Origin of the sequence: Klebsiella sp. CN_Kp088 (assembly GCF_040064335.1) — a bacterium.
GTDB lineage: Bacteria > Pseudomonadota > Gammaproteobacteria > Enterobacterales > Enterobacteriaceae > Klebsiella > Klebsiella aerogenes.
The window spans coordinates 196,055-212,541 of record NZ_JBEAIQ010000001.1; the positions used below are offsets into that span (position 1 = coordinate 196,055).

Genomic DNA, 16,487 nt, shown 5'->3' on the forward strand with positions numbered 1-16,487 from the left:
CTCACATTTAATCAAATATGATTGAATATAATCATTAACGATTCAAATAAGCGATGAAGGAAAGAGAATGAGCTGCGGCGATAACCCTGTTCTGGTGCTGGCAGATGACTTTACCGGGGCCAATGATGCTGGTGTCAGTCTGGCGGAAGCGGGCCTGGCGGTTGAGGTGGCCTTTAACGCCGGCCATCAGTCCACCACCAGGGCGTTGGTCCTCAATAGCGATAGTCGGGCGCTTTCCAGGGCGCAGGCTGCAGAGAAAGTGAACGCAGTACTCCGTGATGCGGCAAATTTCGCCGCCGTCTGGCAGGTGAAGAAAATCGACTCCACCCTGCGCGGCAATCCCGGCGCGGAACTGGAGGCGATGATGCGTGCGCGGAGCTGCTCTGTCGCGGTTGTCGCGCCTGCCTTTCCGGGTGCAGGGCGTATAACCCGCGGGGGGCGCTGCTATGTCCACGGCGTAGCGCTTAATGAAACAGAATTCGCCAGCGACCCCAAAACCCCGGTCACTAGCGCCGATATTGGGCAATTGCTCGCCATGCAGAGCCAACTGCCGTGCCGTTCGCTTGACGTGCGACAGCTGGCAGCCGCCCTTGCGGAAGAGAGCGACCAACCACGAGTGTTGATTATTGATGCCGAAGAAGACGAGCAGCTGGATGAGGTTATCGCCGCGGTAGCCAGTCGCGCGCGGCAAACGCTGCTGGTGGGCTCTGCGGGGATCTGCGAGGCGCTGGCGCGCTATCTGCGCCGGGATGCGGCCGGGCCGTTGCTGGCGGTGGTCGGCTCCATGAGCGAAATAGCACAGGCTCAGGTCGCCGCTTTGGCCGGCCATCCGCGGGTCGAGCGGATCGGGATTGATACCGCCCGCGCCTTTAACGGCGACGCCCTGGCCGATGCCCGGCGAATCGCCGCGGTGCTGGCGGCAAGTCATCATTGCGTGGTTACCACCTGCGCGGACAGCGCTGCCCGGCACGGTATTGAGGCGCAGTGCCGTGAACGCGGGGTGAGCCGCGCGTCGCTGGGAGAACGGATCTGCGCTTATCTCGCGCAGGTCACCCAACTTGCCGTTGAGTTACATGCGCCCGGGGCGCTTTATCTGTCCGGCGGCGATGTCGCTATCGCCGTCGCTCATGCGCTCGGCGCGCAGGGGTTTTATATAACCGGCCGGGTGGCGCAATGCGTGCCGTACGGCCATTTTCTCGGAAGTCGCTGGCCGCGTCCGGTGATGACCAAAGCAGGGGGATTCGGTACGGAGACCACGCTGCGGGATGTCGTGAATTTTATTGAGGAGAAACTGAGTGTCTAACATGATTGCGGTAACGATGGGCGACCCGGCGGGCATTGGTCCGGAAATTATTATTAAATCACTGAGCGAAGGGGAACTGAGCGGTGCGCCGGTAGTGGTCGTGGGCTGCGCGCAGACGCTGCGGCGAATCCTGGCGCTGAACATTACCCCGCGTGCGGAGTTGCGGATTATTGAGCACCCGAGAGAAGCGCTGTTTTCACCCGCGACGATTAACGTGATTGATGAACCGTTAAGCGATCCGCAGGCGTTGCGGCCAGGCGAAGTCCAGGCACAGGCCGGCGATTTGGCGTATCGCTGCATCAAGCGCGCCACCGCGCTGGCGCTGGCTGGCGAAGTCAAAGCTATCGCCACCGCGCCGTTGAATAAAGAGGCGTTACATCTGGCCGGGCACCATTTCCCTGGACACACCGAACTGCTGGCCCATCTGACGCAGACCAAAGATTATGCCATGGTGCTGTACACCGATAAGCTCAAGGTGATCCACGTTACCACCCATATCGCGCTGCGGCGTTTCCTCGATACCCTAAGCCAGTCGCGGGTGGAGACGGTTATCCGGGTTGCCGATGATTTTTTACGCCGCGTGGGGTATTCGCAGCCGCGCATCGCGGTAGCCGGAGTGAACCCGCACGCCGGTGAAAACGGTCTGTTTGGCGATGAAGAAATCCGTATCGTCGCCCCGGCCGTCGCGGCGATGGAGGCGCAGGGTATCCATGTTGTCGGACCGTGCCCGCCGGACACCGTCTTCATGCAGTGTCACGAAGGCATGTACGATATGGTGGTGGCGATGTATCACGATCAGGGGCATATTCCGCTCAAGTTGCTTGGATTTTATGATGGGGTGAATATCACCGCCGGGTTGCCGTTTATCCGCACTTCCGCGGACCACGGCACCGCCTTTGATATTGCCTGGACAGGTAAAGCGAAGTCTGAGAGCATGGCAACCTCCATTGAGCTCGCCATGCAAATCGCACAGGAATAACATGAAGGGATATAATCGGTTAGAGCAGATTATGGACTTCCTGAAAAGCCATAATCTGGTAACGGTCGACCAACTGGTTGCGGTAACTAACGCCTCGCCGGCGACCATCCGTCGCGATCTGATTAAACTCGATCAGGAAGGGGTCATTAGCCGTACCCACGGCGGCGTGACGCTCAACCGATTTATTCCCACACAGCCGACGACGCTGGAAAAAGCGCAGCGTAGCCCTCAGGAGAAATACGCCATCGCCAGGGCGGCGGCGTCGCTTATCAAGGCCGGCGATGCCATTGTGCTGGACGCCGGTACCACCATGATTGAACTGGCGCGACAGATTACGCATCTGCCGCTGCGGGTCATCACCAGCGATCTGCATATCGCGCTGTTTCTGGCTGAATTCAAACAGATTGAGGTGACGATTATCGGCGGGCGCATCGATGACAGCAGCCAGTCGTGTATTGGTGAGCATGGGCGACGCTTGCTGCAGAATGTGTGGCCGGATCTGGCATTCGTCAGCTGTAACGGTTGGGATTTGCAAAAGGGCATTACCGCGCCGACGGAAGAGAAGGCGGCGCTGAAGCGCGATCTGATCGCCAACGCCCGGCGGCGGATCCTGCTGGCCGACAGTTCGAAATACGGCGCCTGGTCGCTGTTCAATATCGCGCACCTCGACTCACTCACGGACATCATCACCGATGCGCATTTGCCAGGGGAGACCCGTGATGCGCTCCAGGAACTCTCGCCGCGGCTGATTATCGCCGATTAACGTCCGGCCATCATGTCGCGCTTGCCGCCTGACGGTCCTCGTTCAGCAATTCAATAAATGCCTCCAGCTGGCGCGTCTTCGCGCCGCGTCGCCACACAAGCCAGGTCGTCAGCCAGCGCCACTCTTCGGCGAGCGGCCAGGCGGAAACCTGCTGATGGCCTGGCATACTCTCCAGCATACTGCGTGGGATCAGCGCCAGCCCAGCGCCGGCGATTACGCAGGCTAACATACCGTGGTAGGACTCCATCTCATGGATCCTTCCGGGCGTCGCTCGGTCGGCGTGAAACCAACTCTCAAAATGACGGCGGTAGGAGCAGTTGGCGCGAAATGCGTAGACATTCGCGCCGTTGACCTCGCTGGCGCGGGTTACCGGCGCATGGCCATAAGGGGCGACGATCATCATCTCTTCCGGGAACACCGGTAGCCCCTCCAGACCGGGATGAACCAGCGGACCGTCGACAAACGCCGCGCTGAGCGTGCCTTCCAGTACTCCGTCAATCATGGTGCCGGAAGGGCCGGTGGACAACGCCAGGTGGATCTTCGGGTAACGCTGGTTGAAAAGGGCTAACGTGGTGGGGATGCGCACCGCAGCGGTACTTTCCAGCGAGCCGAGGGAAAACAGCCCCTGCGGCTCATCGCCGGCGACCACCATCCGCGCTTCATCGACTAACGCCAGGATTTGCTGGCTGTAGCGTAAAAAACTGTGCCCGGCAGGCGACAGACGCAGCCGTTGATTTTCGCGAATAAATAGCTCGACGCCGAGGTCGGCCTCCAACTGGCGAATGCGGGTGGTCAGATTCGACGGGACGCGATGCACCTTCTGCGCGGCCTGGGTAATACTGCCGGTACTGGCGACGGCGTTAAACATCTCAAGTTGGGTAAGGTCCATAGTATTCTTCTTTTGTGAATGTATTGCTTAATATTATTCATTTTCAATGAAAGGAAGAGTAGGCCACACTATCCACACTTCGCAATCCCTACAGAGAGAATAACCATGAATTTATCTGCCACCCACGCGGTTTCCGTGAACCCGACCACTGGTGAAGTCGTGTCGTCTCTGCCGTGGTCAACCGAACAACAAGTGGATTCAGCCATTGCCCTGGCGCAACAGGGTTTTCGCCAGTGGCGCCAGGTAACGGTCGCCGATCGCGCCGCCGCGCTGCGTAAAGTCGGCGGCGCAATGCGCGCCCGCGGTGAAGAACTGGCGCAAATGATCAGCCTTGAAATGGGTAAGCCCATCGCCCAGGCACGCGGCGAAGTGAGCAAATCGGCTAATCTCTGCGACTGGTATGCCGAACATGGCCCGGCGATGCTGGCGACCGAAGCCACCCAGGTAGAAGATAATAAGGCGGTGATTGAATACCGGCCGCTGGGGCCGATTCTGGCGGTGATGCCGTGGAACTTCCCGGTCTGGCAGGTTCTGCGCGGCGCGGTACCGATTCTGCTGGCTGGGAATAGCTATCTGCTGAAACACGCGCCGAACGTGATGGGCAGCGCGCAGCTGCTGGGCGAACTGTTTGCCAAAGCGGGTCTGCCGGCTGGCGTCTTTGGCTGGATCAACGCCACCAATGAAGGCGTCTCGCAAATTATCAATGATGATCGTATCGCGGCGGTCACGGTGACCGGTAGCGTACGCGCCGGGCGGGCAATCGGCGCTCAGGCCGGCGCAGCGCTGAAAAAATGCGTGCTGGAACTCGGTGGTTCCGATCCCTTCATCGTGCTTAACGATGCCGATCTGGACGAAGCGGTGAAAGCCGCCGTTGTCGGCCGTTATCAGAACAGCGGGCAGGTCTGCGCGGCGTCGAAACGCTTTATCGTTGAGGCGGGTATCGCCGACGCTTTTACTAAAAAATTCGTGGCCGCGGTGGCAGCGCTGAAAATGGGCGACCCGCGCGACGAGCAAAATTACATCGGCCCGATGGCGCGTTTTGATTTGCGCGATGAACTGCATCAACAGGTTGAAGCCACGCTGAAGGAAGGGGCGACGTTATTGCTTGGCGGCGAGAAAATCGCTGGCGCCGGCAACTACTACGCGCCAACGGTACTGGCCAACGTGACCCCGGAGATGACCGGTTTCCGTCAGGAGCTTTTCGGGCCGGTGGCTACCATCAGCGAAGCCCGCGACGCGGCCCATGCCCTTGAACTGGCTAACGATAGCGAGTTTGGCCTTTCGGCAACCGTCTTTACGTCAAGCAGCGCGGAAGCGGAGCGTTTTGCGCGTGGTCTGGAGTGCGGCGGGGTGTTTATCAATGGCTATAGCGCCAGCGATGCTCGCGTGGCGTTCGGCGGCGTGAAGAAAAGCGGCTTTGGTCGGGAACTGTCGCATTTTGGCTTGCATGAGTTCTGCAATATTCAAACCGTATGGAAAGACCGTCGCTAATCGACGTTAGCGCCTGACGTCCGTCGCCGCGCTCTGCTATACTCGCCACCCGAATTTCGATGGTGGGCAAGGAGCCGAGTGTGGCGACGGTTATTAATAATGCAATGCTGGATGCCGTTCTGGCAGAAATCAGGCCGCTGATAGGGCGCGGCAAGGTAGCGGACTACATTCCAGCCCTGGCGCGCGTTAGCGGCAATAAACTGGGCGTCGCCATCTGTACGGTTGACGGCCAGCACTATAGCGCCGGCGATGCCCACGAACGTTTCTCGATTCAATCTATCTCGAAGGTGCTCAGTCTGGTGGTGGCGATGAACCATTATCAGGAAGAGGAGATCTGGCAGCGCGTCGGTAAAGATCCTTCCGGCCAGCCCTTTAACTCTTTACTGCAGCTGGAGATCGAGCAGGGCAAACCGCGTAATCCTTTTATCAACGCTGGGGCGTTGGTGGTCTGCGACATGCTGCAAAGCCGCCTGAGCGCGCCGCGTCAGAGAATGCTGGAGATCGTGCGTCGGCTGAGCGGGGTGGACGATATCGCCTATGATTCGGTGGTCGCGCGCTCCGAGTTCGAACACTCCGCACGTAACGCCGCCATCGCCTGGCTGATGAAATCCTTCGGCAATTTCCATAATGATGTCGCCACGGTGCTACAAAACTATTTCCACTACTGTTCGCTGGAGATGAGCTGCGTTGAGCTGGCGCGGACTTTCCTGTTTCTCGCCGATCGGGGGATTGCCCCGCATCTGGCGGACCCGGTCATCGCGCCGATTCAGTCGCGGCAGGTTAACGCGCTGATGATGACCAGCGGCATGTACCAGAACGCCGGCGAGTTTGCCTGGCGTGTCGGGCTGCCGGCAAAATCCGGCGTCGGTGGCGGTATTGTGGCGATTGTGCCGCAGGAGATGGCGATTGCGGTGTGGAGTCCTGAACTTGATGAAGCGGGTAACTCGCTGGCGGGGATCGCCTTACTGGAAAAACTCACCCAACGTTTAGGAAGATCGGTGTTCTGATGTCTGCAATGGAAAATCTGTTCGCCCGGCTTGGGCGTTCAACGTTCCGCTCTCGTTTCCACCTCGGGGTGAAAGAGCGGCAGTATTGTTATGATAAAGGGCCGGAGATTATCGACAGCCACGCGGCGGATTTTATCGCCAAACGGCTGGCCCCGGCGCAGATTGCTAATGACGGCAAGCAGACGCCGATGCGCGGGCACCCGGTATTTATCGCCCAGCACGCTACGGCGACCTGCTGCCGCGGATGTCTGGAAAAGTGGCATGCGATCCCGCGCGGGCGTGAACTGAGCGGCGAGGAGCAGCGTTACGTCGTACAGGTGATTCACCACTGGCTGGTGATGGAAATGAACGCGATTACCAACCGTTAACCGATAACGCTCAGGCATGGCAGTATGCCTAACAAATATTCTCATGCTATGATAATCCGCTAACTAATTATTTACATAATAATTGCCTGAAACAATTAGACGGATAATTACTGAATGTCTTCACTGTCGATTCGGTCATTCACGCTATTTCGCGAGGATCAACCGGTGCGCGATGCGCTGGTGTTATTCACGCTGACGATCCTGCTGCACTTTATGGGCGCTATGTTACGTCTGGTGCAGGAGCTCTCGTTCTTTTGGCCGCTCAATGCCGTTATGGCAGGTATTTTCGCACGCTACGTCTGGCTAAATCGCAGCTATTTTTACGCTATTTGTTTTGCCGCGATGCTGGTTTATGACGGCCTGACTTCCCGTTGGGGCATGGGTTTTGCGTCGCTGCTGATTAACTTCTCCAATATCGTCTTCATCGTCATTCTGGCGCAACTGGTGCTGTGGGATAAGCGGCGTGCCGATTCGATGCCGGGGCCAATTAACGCTCTGAATCTTTTTTGTTATTGCCTGCTGGCGGCGCTGGTGTGCGCGGCGGTTGGCGCGTTGGGCTCGGTTGATGTTGAACGGGCGACTTTTATTCCACAACTGGCGGACTGGTTTAGCGAGCAGTTCTCGACCGCGGTCCTCATCCTGCCGTTTATTCTGACCCTGACGCTGCCATCGGTGCTGGGCCGCTTTCGCTTTAGCCAACTACTGCCGGTGATAGCGCTGGTGCTATCGATGGCGCTCGGCGTGGCGGTAGGCGGCGCCGGAAGCCTGACTTTCCCGCTGCCGGCGCTGATCTGGTGCGCGATTCGCTATCCATTGCCGCTGACCTGCCTGCTAACGTTTATTACCGGTATCACTGAGATTCTGCTGGTGGCAAACTCGCTTATCCATCTGTCGCCGGATGCGCGTCCCCAGCCGTGGCAGCTGTTTTCAACCCGTCTCGGCATGGCGGCGATGCTGATTAGCCCGGTGATCGTGGCGACCAGCGTCGAGGCTATCAATAACCTGGTAAAACAGCTGGCGCTCCGCGCTGATTTCGATTTTCAGACCCGGGTTTACTCTCGTTCCGGTTTGGGCGAGGCGCTGAAACGCCAGGCGCCGCACCCGGATAAACAGCTCTCGGTGATGGTGCTGGACATCGATGGTTTTAAACGGGTGAATGATACCTGGGGCCACGAATGCGGTGACTGCGTGCTGACCCAGTTTGCCCAGCGCGTACGTGAACTGGCGGGCGAAGAGGGAATGGTGGCGCGTATCGGCGGGGAAGAGTTTGCCGTTGCGGCGCTGCTCGATAATGCTCAACAATCCCATCTGCTGGCGGAAAAAATTCGTCAGGGGATTGAGTCGGAAACGTTCACCTGGGAGCAGCAGCGTATTCGCCTGACGGTGAGTCTCGGCTTGCAGTGCCGCGAAGTCGGTGAAGGACGGATCGCCGAGCTGTTTAATCAGCTGCTGATGGAAGCGGATGACCTGTTAGTCAACGCCAAGCAGGCCGGGCGCAATCGTGTTTGCGTGCAGGCGCTGCCTGACGGCGTATGATAAGAAAATCCAATGGTCTTTTTGCTTGAGTTAAATATTAGTTAAAAACATAGTGATGTGGTCATTTTCAGGGAGCAACCTATGGCCACACCTATATCACTTCGCACGCTGACGCGTGAATCTATTCTTGAATCCCTTCCGCAATTAAATGAAATCCTCGCCAGCTGCGTGAACGGCGGGGCTTCGGTCAGTTTTATGCAGCCGTTTTCACCGGACACCGGCGAGCGCTTCTGGCAGCGGATGGCGCAAAGCGTCGCTGCCGGCGAGCGGATTGTTCTGGCGGCCGAAAACCAACAACGGCAGATAGTGGGGACCGTCCAGTTGATTATCGACCAGCCGGAAAACCAGCCGCACCGCGCCGATGTCGTCAAGCTTTTGGTTCACCAAAATGCGCGCCGGCAGGGGATCGCCGGGTTACTGATGAGCGAGCTTGAGGCTATTGCACTGGCGCACGGGAAAACCGTGCTGGTGCTGGATACCGCCACCGGCAGCGGCGCGGAGAGCTTCTATCAGCAGTGCGGCTGGCAAAAAGCGGGAGAAATTCCGCAGTTTGCCTTAATGCCTGACGGGGAAATGACGGGCACCACGCTGTTCTATAAGATCCTCCCGGCGACAGAATAATGCGAAGAGGTTTGATCAAAACGGGGTTTTGCGAAGCATAAAACCTGATAACTTATTGGACCAATTACTCAGGTTGTATGACTACTCTAAGAGGGAACCCATTGTGAAAACCTTAAACCGTCGAGATTTCCCCGGCGCGCAGTACCCTGAACGTATCATCCAGTTTGGCGAAGGTAACTTTCTGCGCGCGTTTGTTGACTGGCAAATTGACCTGCTTAACGAGCATACTGACCTGAATGCTGGCGTGGTCATCGTCCGACCCATCGCCAGCGATTTCCCGCCGTCGCTGAGCACTCAGGACGGCCTCTATACCACGATTATTCGCGGACTGAATGAAAAGGGCGAAGCAGTCAGCGATGCGCGTCTTATTCGTTCGGTAAATCGCGAAATTAGCGCCTACGCCGACTATGACGAATTTCTGCGCCTGGCGCACAATCCGGATATCCGCTTTGTCTTCTCCAACACCACCGAGGCGGGTATCAGCTACCATGCCGGGGACCGTTTTGACGATGCCCCGGCGGTAAGTTATCCGGCGAAACTGACCCGCCTGCTGTTCGAACGCTTCAGCCATTTTGCCGGCGCCGCCGATAAAGGCTGGGTTATCATCCCTTGTGAGCTCATCGATTATAACGGCGAGGCGCTGCGTGAACTGGTGCTGCGCTATGCGCGTGAATGGGCGCTGCCGGAATCCTTTGCCGCCTGGCTTGCAGAGGCGAACACCTTCTGTTCAACGCTGGTGGACCGCATCGTTACCGGCTATCCGCGCGATGAAGCGGAGCAGATTGAAACGCAGCTTGGCTATAAAGATGCCTTTCTTGATACCGCCGAGCACTTTTACCTGTTCGTGATCCAGGGGCCGAAATCGCTGGCCGCCGAACTGCGCCTCGATAAATTACCGCTCAACGTGCTGATTGTTGACGATATCAAACCCTATAAAGAACGAAAGGTAGCGATTCTCAACGGCGCGCATACCGCACTGGTGCCGGTGGCCTGGCAGGCAGGTCTGGACACCGTTGGTGAAGCGATGAACGACGTGGAAGTCTGCGCATTTGTCGAAAAAGCGATATATCAGGAGATTATCCCGGTTCTCGATCTGCCGCGCGATGAGCTGGAATCATTCGCCAGCGCGGTAACAGGACGCTTTCGCAACCCCTATATCAAACACCAGCTGTTATCCATCGCCCTCAATGGCATGACTAAGTTCCGTACACGTATCCTGCCGCAGCTGCTGGCAGGGCAGAAGCAAAGCGGTAAATTGCCACCGCGCCTGACTTTCGCGCTGGCGGCATTGATCGCCTTCTACCGCGGTGAGCGTAACGGTGAAGTCTACCCGGTTCAGGACGACGCGGAGTGGATCGCACGCTTTCAGACGCTGTGGGCGCAGCATCGCGATGGCCAGCTTTCAACGCAGGATCTGGTAACGTCGGTGTTGTCGGTAGAATCGCACTGGCAGCAGGATCTGACGCAGGTGCCAGGACTGACGGCGCAGGTAACGGCTAATCTGGATGCTATCTTACGTGACGGCATGCGCAGCGCCGTAAAACCGCTGTGCTAAACGCTCCTCTGCAATGACCCGGCATGCTGCCGGGTTAATCTCTTTCATTAGTTACAACATTCTGGTTGTTGTTAGCAGTAAACCGTTGCAGTAACATCGTACCGACATCGCTTCGCAGCGGGGAAAGGGATGAAATGTGCACTCGGCGCTTGAAGTCATTTTCAGAAAGCAAAATAATGACTTAACGATGATGTTTAGCGTGCGGAGATCCCATCAATGAATATAGACATACGTGAACCTACTGACCGGGATTACAGCGCCTGGCGAGTGTTATGGGAGGGGTACACGCAGTTCTATAATAGCCCGCAGCCGGAAACCGTCACCGAACATACCTGGCGACGTCTGCTGGATCCGCAGTCTCCGGTGATCGGTCGGGTAGCCGTGGTTGAGGGCGAGGTGCTGGGGTTTGCTATCTGCGTACTTCACGAAGGCACCTGGGTAACGACGCCTGTCTGTTATCTGGAAGACCTGTTTGTTGCACCAAAAGCCCGCGGGCGGGGAGTCGCGAGAACGCTGATTCGAACCCTGCAGGCTGAAGGTAAAATTCAGGGATGGTCGCGGCTGTACTGGCACACCCGTCACGATAATCCTGCACGCCGACTGTATGATGAATTCACCCCTGCGGATGATTATGTTCGATATCTGATGAAGCTCTAGCTGTGCGACACAGGAGAAGCAGCATGGAAAAACGAATCGAAACTACCGTTAATCTGATTATGTTTCTGTCGTTACTGGCCACCGCCTGGGATCTTTCGCTGGTTCACGACTTCCCCTGGTAACATGCAGCGGCGCCGTCAGGCGCCGCTGGTACCGAACCTATTTGAGGTAATCTGCCATATACTCTTCGATCATTTCGCTGAAGCTGTGGTTGGCGCTAAACCCAAGACGCTGAGCATAGCGCGTGTCGAAATCGCCGGGCCACGAATTGACAATGCGTTCAATGGCGGCATCGGGCGTGAAGGTGATACGCTGCGCGACTTCACTGCCGGCAACCTGGCGCAACGCCACGATCATCTGTTCGACGCTGACCGACAGCCCGCAGAGATTAATCACCCGACCGTCCGTCAACTGTGCCTCAGCCAGTTCGTGCCCGTGAATTAAAGCCTTAATTGCGTTACGGGGCGACAACAGCCACAGACGGGTATCCGCTGTGACCGGGCAAACGGCGGATTCCCCATTAAGTGGCTCGCGGATAATACCGCTGGCAAAACTCGATGCCGCCTGATTGGGCCTCCCCGGGCGCACGACGATGGTGGGCATGCGCAGGCTTCTGCCATTAAGCCAACCGCGACGGCTATAATCCGCCAGTAACAGATCGCAAATGGCTTTTTGCGTGCCGTAAGAACTCTGCGGCAACCATACCTGTGAATCGCTCACTTTTTCTGGCAAGTCGCCGCCGAATACCGCCACCGAACTGGTGGTCACCAGTTTGACGCTCTGCGGCAACTGACGCAGGTGCTCGAGCAGTTGGCGGAAGGCATCAACGTTGATTTTCATCCCCAGCTCGAAGTCCTGTTCCGCCTGGCTTGAAACGATGGCGGCTAAATGAAAGACGCTATCGACCTGAGCGGGAATCGCGCTACATAACCATTCGCTATCGCTGATGTCGCCGGTTAATACCTGTAAACGGCTATCGTCAATCCCCTGGAACGCCACGCGGTCGATAGCGATCAGTCTACCGATTTCTTGGGTTTCGCCCTGCGGGCCGCTTAGCGAACCACGCTGAAGTAGCGCCTTGACCAGTTGGGAGCCAAGAAATCCGGCGGCGCCGGTGACGGCAATCGTTAATTTATTATTCATGGTGATTTTCTCAATATTATTAATGGTTAACCATACGGGCAGGAATACGGAATATCGCCGCAGCGCCGATAAACAGCGTCGCGGATATGATTAAGGTGCCGGTTAGCGTCGAATGGGTCATATCGGTGAGCAGGCCCATAATCCACGGGGCGACAAAGCCGGCGAGATTGCCAAAGGAGTTGATTACCGCGATACCGACCGCGGCGGAAGCGCCGCCAAGGAAGGCCGTCGGCAGGCTCCAGAAGAGTGGTAGGGTGCTCAATCCGCCGGCGGCGCCAATTGTTAAACCGATCATCGCAATCACCAGATCGTGGCTGAACAGCGCCGCAATAATCATCCCCAGGCCGCTCATGACGGCGATGGCGGCGAGATGCCAGCGACGTTCTCTGCGTTTATCGGCGCTGCGCGAAGCGGCAATCATGGTGACTATCGCTGCGGCATAAGGAATAGCGGTTAACAATCCGACTTTCAGCACATCGCCTTCACCGGCGTTATGAATCAGCGTTGGCATCCAAAAACTGACGGTATAGAACCCGGCAATCAGGCAGAAATAGATAAAAGTCAGTAACCACACCTTCGGATTCTTCAAAACAGCCAGCATCGAACCATGCTGTTCGGTCTTATGGCTGCCATCGCTGCGCAGTCGCGCCTCGAGCAACGCTTTTTCGTCATCTGACAGCCATTTCGCCTGCGCAATGCGGTCGGTCAGCAGAAATATCACCAGCACGCCAATGAGCAGAGATGGCGCGCCTTCAATAATGTACAATCACTTCCAGCCAGCGAGACCGCCGTACTCATGAAAATGGCCCATAATCCACCCGGAGAGCGGAGCGCCGAGGATCCCGGAAAGCGGTACGGCGGTAGCAAAGAGGGCGAACATCCGCCCGCGGCGATAGCTGGGGAACCAGAACGAAAGATACAGAATTACCCCGGGATAAAAGCCAGATTCCGCCACGCCTAAAAAGAAGCGCACGGTATAAAACTCCAGCGGCGTGCGCACAAATGCCGTCAGCGGCGCAATGAGCGCCCAGGAAATAAGTAAACCACCAAGTAACCGTCTGGCGCCAAAGCGATGAAGGATCATATTACTGGGAATTTCAAAAAAGAAAAAACCGATGAAAAATATTCCCGCACCGATACCGTAAACGGTGTCGGAAAATGCCAGATCGCTCGACATTTGTAATTTAGCGATACTGACGTTGATCCGGTCAAGATAGGCCAGAATATAGCAAATCATTAATAAGGGCAGCGTGCGGCGGACGACTTTCTTCCACACTAACTCTTCATTTATGGCAGGCGCAACGCCCTCCAGGCTCAACGCAGAGTGGTTTGACATAGTTCTATCTCCGAAAAATGAGCGCGCATCGGCGCTCACTGAGGCATTGATATTATGTAGGTTTTAGTTATTTAACCAGGCTTGCGCCCAATCCAGTCCGGCTTGCGTTCCGGCGCGAGGACTATATTCCGCGGCGACGTAACCATCATATTTTTCCTGCTCGAGTACGGCGAAAATCCATTGATAATCCACTTCGCCGTCAATCGGTTCCTGGCGCGCCGGTACCGACGCAATCTGAATATGGCCGATATACTCTTTATAGTTTTTCAATAAATACGTTAGATTGCCATCGACCTGCTGGGCATGGAAAATATCAAGCTGCAGTCGAATATTGTCGCGGTCCGCCTGGCGAATATATTCCATCGCCTGATATTGGCTGGAAAATAAATAACCCGGACGGGTGGCGGGCGATAAACCTTCAAGCAAAATGGTGATGTTATGCGGTTTGGCCAGATCCGCCGCGTAGCGTACGTTGTCAATAAACGTGTCCGCACAGTGCTGCCGATCGAACCCTTCGGTGACGCCCGCCATAACATGTATCGCCGGGCACTGCAGAGCCGCAGCATAGTGAATGGCTAAATCAATGGCTTTGCGGGCTTCCTCTTCACGGCCAGGTAAAGCCGATAATCCCCATTCGCCGCGTGCGGTATTGCCTGCCGGAGTATTAATGCCGATAAGCTTGAGGTGATGTTTCTCTAATTCGCGGGCGACGGTCTCTACGGGATATTCGTAAGGGAACCACATCTCAACGGCATTAAAACCGGCTCTGGCCGCCAGGGAGAAGCGCTCCAGAGGCGGATTTTCGCCGAATAACATCGATAAATTGGCAGCAAGTTTCAACATTATTGCATTCCTCGAAGCACAGTCATTTGTTGATGATCGAGATAGTTCACCGGGCTGTTTTTCAACGTGAAGAACAGGCGGGCGGACGCTTCCATCTCTTCCAGATTGTCGGCGGCATCGCGTAGCGATTTACCCACCACCACCGGGCCATGATTAGCCAGCAAAAAAGCCTTATGCTGCGCGGCGCGTTCGCCGAGCCATTGGCCAATCTGCGGATCGCCTGGGCGGAAATAGGGGACCAGCGGTATTTCGCCGACCCGCATGACCACATACGGTGTACAGGCCGGCAGGGTATTAGCCGGGTCCAGGTCCTGCAGGCAGGATAGGGCCGTCAGGTAATGGCAATGCAGATGGACGACGGCGCGACACTGCGGATTGTTGCGGTACAGCGCGAGATGAAAACTCACCTCTTTTGAGGGTTTTAAACCCGAGAGCAATTCACCGCTCAGAGTCACGTGCGACAATTCTTCGGCGTTAAGCTCGCCAAGACAGGAGCCTGTCGGGGTGGCCAGAATCGTGCCGTCAGCAAGCTGGACGGAAAGATTGCATAGCCGCGATTAAAGAAAGAGCGAGCGATAGAGACCATCTGTTGGCGTAAGGATGACTCGTTCATGCACAAGCCTCCGCGGTCTGCGCGCGGGCAAAGAAATTGTCATCGCCAAAATTACCCGATTTGAGCAGCAGGAAAAGCGGCCGGGAATCTGCCTTGATCCACGGAACGCCGGGTGAGACTGCAGCGCCGATAGTGAAATGGTGAATATCAAGCGCTTGCGTTACCGCGCCGGAGGTCTCTCCGCCCGCGACGATGAACCGGCTCACGCCTTGCTGCGCAAGTTGTTTTGCTAATTGAGAAAACAGCGTCTCAACGATCAACCGACTTGGCTCGGCGCCATAGCGCTGTTGGATGTTGTGCAGCTCTGCGACCGAAGTCGTGGCGTAAACCATTGGCGCCATGGCCGCGTCGGACTGCTGGTGCAGCCATTCAACGATCTGACCGCAATACTCATCAAGCGTCCAGCGTTTATCAAGCAATCCTGCCACGTCCACGGCCAGCGTTGGCGCCAGTTGGCGGTATTTTTCCACCTGTGCCTGAGTTCTCATAGAGCAGGACCCGGATAATACTACCGTACAGGCCGCTGGCGTGGTGACGCTAAAGGGAAGGGAAGGCTCCGTGGCGTTGGCCCAGCAACGCGCGAGACCCGCGGCTAAGCCGGAACCACCGGTAACCAGCTTCATATCGTGCAACGCTTGCCCCTGAATTTGCAGATGTTTCTCGTTTATTGCGTCCAGCGCGATATAACGATAACCCGAGGCGGATAAAGTTTGGATCTCGTCGCGCACGGCTGCCTCGCCGGACTCCAGAATCTGCACATTGATAAGAGCGCATGTGCCGCGAGACTGGCGTTCCATCAAACGGCGCAGATCGCTGTCATCCATGGGATTGACCGGATGATTGCGCATACCGGACTCCTGTAGCAGGCGGTCTTCTACGAATAAATGTCCCTGATACACCGTACGACCGTTAATAGGCAACGCCGGGGAGATAATCGTGGTTGCGACGCCCAGCGCATCCATTAAGGCATCGGTGACCGGGCCGATATTCCCCTTTCTCGTGCTATCGAAGGTGGAGCAGTACTTAAAATAAAAGCGATCGCACCCCTGTTGTTGCAACCAGTGCAGCGCATTAAGTGACAGTGTCACAGATTCTTCGGCTGGTACAGAACGTGATTTCAGACTCACGACTAATGCGCGCGCATCGCCCTGGTAATCTTCACCGGGGACGCCGCTAAACAGGCTGGTCGCTATTCCGTTATTAGCCAGAAAACTGGCGATATCCGTCGCGCCGGTAAAATCATCGGCAATTATGCCTGCTCTCATATCCTGTCCCCTCATACAGCGAGTGTTAATTTACGGTATTATCTGTTGTTAAATGTTAATATCAATGATTGAGGTGATGAATACAGCGACGATGATCACAATAAATAACATTTATTAT

Annotated in this window: 14 protein-coding genes and 2 pseudogenes; 10 read left to right on the plus strand and 6 right to left on the minus strand. The window is 56.4% G+C overall.

Annotated features, from left to right (window positions below; genetic code table 11):
- Positions 1-67: 67 nt before the first annotated feature.
- Genes ABLV08_RS00950 through ABLV08_RS00960 form a run of 3 tightly spaced genes read left to right on the plus strand, consistent with a single transcriptional unit; the run spans position 68 to position 3,045 of the window.
- On the plus strand, positions 68-1,303 hold the full coding sequence (locus ABLV08_RS00950) for a four-carbon acid sugar kinase family protein (RefSeq protein ID WP_047042787.1): 1,236 nt from the start codon (positions 68-70) through the stop codon (positions 1,301-1,303).
- Complete coding sequence (locus ABLV08_RS00955) at positions 1,296-2,282, plus strand: D-threonate 4-phosphate dehydrogenase (RefSeq protein WP_015705322.1); 987 nt, start codon at positions 1,296-1,298, stop codon at positions 2,280-2,282. The genes ABLV08_RS00950 and ABLV08_RS00955 overlap by 8 nt, the downstream gene beginning before the upstream one ends.
- A 1-nt stretch (position 2,283) precedes the next feature.
- On the plus strand, positions 2,284-3,045 hold the full coding sequence (locus ABLV08_RS00960; RefSeq protein WP_015366720.1) for a DeoR/GlpR family DNA-binding transcription regulator: 762 nt from the start codon (positions 2,284-2,286) through the stop codon (positions 3,043-3,045).
- Between the two features lie 10 nt (positions 3,046-3,055).
- Here the strand turns inward: ABLV08_RS00960 and ABLV08_RS00965 are convergent, their stop codons facing one another.
- Complete coding sequence (locus ABLV08_RS00965) at positions 3,056-3,934, minus strand: LysR family transcriptional regulator (RefSeq protein ID WP_015366719.1); 879 nt, start codon at positions 3,932-3,934, stop codon at positions 3,056-3,058.
- Positions 3,935-4,039: 105 nt separating this feature from the next.
- On the opposite strand from ABLV08_RS00965, the gene sad reads away from it, so the two are divergent.
- The 7 genes from sad (at position 4,040) to ABLV08_RS01000 (ending at position 11,169) form a co-directional block, all read left to right on the plus strand.
- On the plus strand, positions 4,040-5,425 hold the full coding sequence (gene sad / locus ABLV08_RS00970) for a succinate-semialdehyde dehydrogenase (RefSeq protein WP_015366718.1): 1,386 nt from the start codon (positions 4,040-4,042) through the stop codon (positions 5,423-5,425).
- Between the two features lie 80 nt (positions 5,426-5,505).
- Positions 5,506-6,432: a glutaminase B gene (gene glsB, locus ABLV08_RS00975; RefSeq protein ID WP_015366717.1), complete on the plus strand. Its 927-nt coding sequence runs from the start codon at positions 5,506-5,508 to the stop codon at positions 6,430-6,432.
- The gene (locus ABLV08_RS00980) at positions 6,432-6,800 is read left to right on the plus strand and encodes a DUF4186 domain-containing protein (RefSeq protein WP_015366716.1); all 369 of its coding nucleotides are present in this window, start codon (positions 6,432-6,434) and stop codon (positions 6,798-6,800) included. Before glsB ends, ABLV08_RS00980 begins: the two co-directional genes overlap by 1 nt.
- Before the next feature lie 114 nt (positions 6,801-6,914).
- On the plus strand, positions 6,915-8,336 hold the full coding sequence (locus ABLV08_RS00985; RefSeq protein ID WP_348855442.1) for a diguanylate cyclase: 1,422 nt from the start codon (positions 6,915-6,917) through the stop codon (positions 8,334-8,336).
- An 81-nt stretch (positions 8,337-8,417) separates the two neighbouring features.
- A complete protein-coding gene (locus ABLV08_RS00990) occupies positions 8,418-8,957 on the plus strand; it encodes a GNAT family N-acetyltransferase (RefSeq protein ID WP_048228729.1) in 540 nt (179 codons plus the stop codon).
- A gap of 103 nt (positions 8,958-9,060) precedes the next feature.
- Complete coding sequence (locus ABLV08_RS00995) at positions 9,061-10,512, plus strand: tagaturonate reductase (protein WP_015705328.1); 1,452 nt, start codon at positions 9,061-9,063, stop codon at positions 10,510-10,512.
- Positions 10,513-10,728: 216 nt separating this feature from the next.
- Positions 10,729-11,169, plus strand: coding sequence for a GNAT family N-acetyltransferase (locus tag ABLV08_RS01000; RefSeq protein WP_032711589.1), 441 nt, complete (start codon positions 10,729-10,731; stop codon positions 11,167-11,169).
- A gap of 159 nt (positions 11,170-11,328) precedes the next feature.
- Here the strand turns inward: ABLV08_RS01000 and denD are convergent, their stop codons facing one another.
- The 5 genes and pseudogenes from denD to otnK form a co-directional block, all read right to left on the minus strand.
- Complete coding sequence (denD, locus tag ABLV08_RS01005; protein ID WP_048228731.1) at positions 11,329-12,312, minus strand: D-erythronate dehydrogenase; 984 nt, start codon at positions 12,310-12,312, stop codon at positions 11,329-11,331.
- A gap of 19 nt (positions 12,313-12,331) precedes the next feature.
- Positions 12,332-13,648: pseudogene (locus ABLV08_RS01010) on the minus strand (MFS transporter).
- Between the two features lie 63 nt (positions 13,649-13,711).
- Positions 13,712-14,491: a 2-oxo-tetronate isomerase gene (gene otnI, locus ABLV08_RS01015; protein WP_020078910.1), complete on the minus strand. Its 780-nt coding sequence runs from the start codon at positions 14,489-14,491 to the stop codon at positions 13,712-13,714.
- Positions 14,491-15,104: pseudogene (locus ABLV08_RS01020) on the minus strand (aldolase). Before ABLV08_RS01020 ends, otnI begins: the two are co-directional and overlap by 1 nt.
- On the minus strand, positions 15,101-16,369 hold the full coding sequence (gene otnK / locus ABLV08_RS01025; RefSeq protein WP_032707996.1) for a 3-oxo-tetronate kinase: 1,269 nt from the start codon (positions 16,367-16,369) through the stop codon (positions 15,101-15,103). The pseudogene ABLV08_RS01020 and the gene otnK overlap by 4 nt, the downstream one beginning before the upstream one ends.
- Positions 16,370-16,487 lie beyond the last annotated feature (118 nt).

What these genes read in the sequence shown, in the direction of transcription:
- denD (WP_048228731.1), bottom strand. Translation starts at nt 12,312, where the DNA reads ATGAATAATAAATTAACGATTGCCGTCACCGGCGCCGCCGGATTTCTT.
- sad (WP_015366718.1), top strand. Translation starts at nt 4,040, where the DNA reads ATGAATTTATCTGCCACCCACGCGGTTTCCGTGAACCCGACCACTGGT.
- ABLV08_RS00960 (WP_015366720.1), top strand. Translation starts at nt 2,284, where the DNA reads ATGAAGGGATATAATCGGTTAGAGCAGATTATGGACTTCCTGAAAAGC.
- ABLV08_RS00980 (WP_015366716.1), top strand. Translation starts at nt 6,432, where the DNA reads ATGTCTGCAATGGAAAATCTGTTCGCCCGGCTTGGGCGTTCAACGTTC.
- otnK (WP_032707996.1), bottom strand. Translation starts at nt 16,369, where the DNA reads ATGAGAGCAGGCATAATTGCCGATGATTTTACCGGCGCGACGGATATC.
- ABLV08_RS01000 (WP_032711589.1), top strand. Translation starts at nt 10,729, where the DNA reads ATGAATATAGACATACGTGAACCTACTGACCGGGATTACAGCGCCTGG.
- otnI (WP_020078910.1), bottom strand. Translation starts at nt 14,491, where the DNA reads ATGTTGAAACTTGCTGCCAATTTATCGATGTTATTCGGCGAAAATCCG.
- ABLV08_RS00950 (WP_047042787.1), top strand. Translation starts at nt 68, where the DNA reads ATGAGCTGCGGCGATAACCCTGTTCTGGTGCTGGCAGATGACTTTACC.
- ABLV08_RS00965 (WP_015366719.1), bottom strand. Translation starts at nt 3,934, where the DNA reads ATGGACCTTACCCAACTTGAGATGTTTAACGCCGTCGCCAGTACCGGC.
- ABLV08_RS00985 (WP_348855442.1), top strand. Translation starts at nt 6,915, where the DNA reads ATGTCTTCACTGTCGATTCGGTCATTCACGCTATTTCGCGAGGATCAA.
- ABLV08_RS00990 (WP_048228729.1), top strand. Translation starts at nt 8,418, where the DNA reads ATGGCCACACCTATATCACTTCGCACGCTGACGCGTGAATCTATTCTT.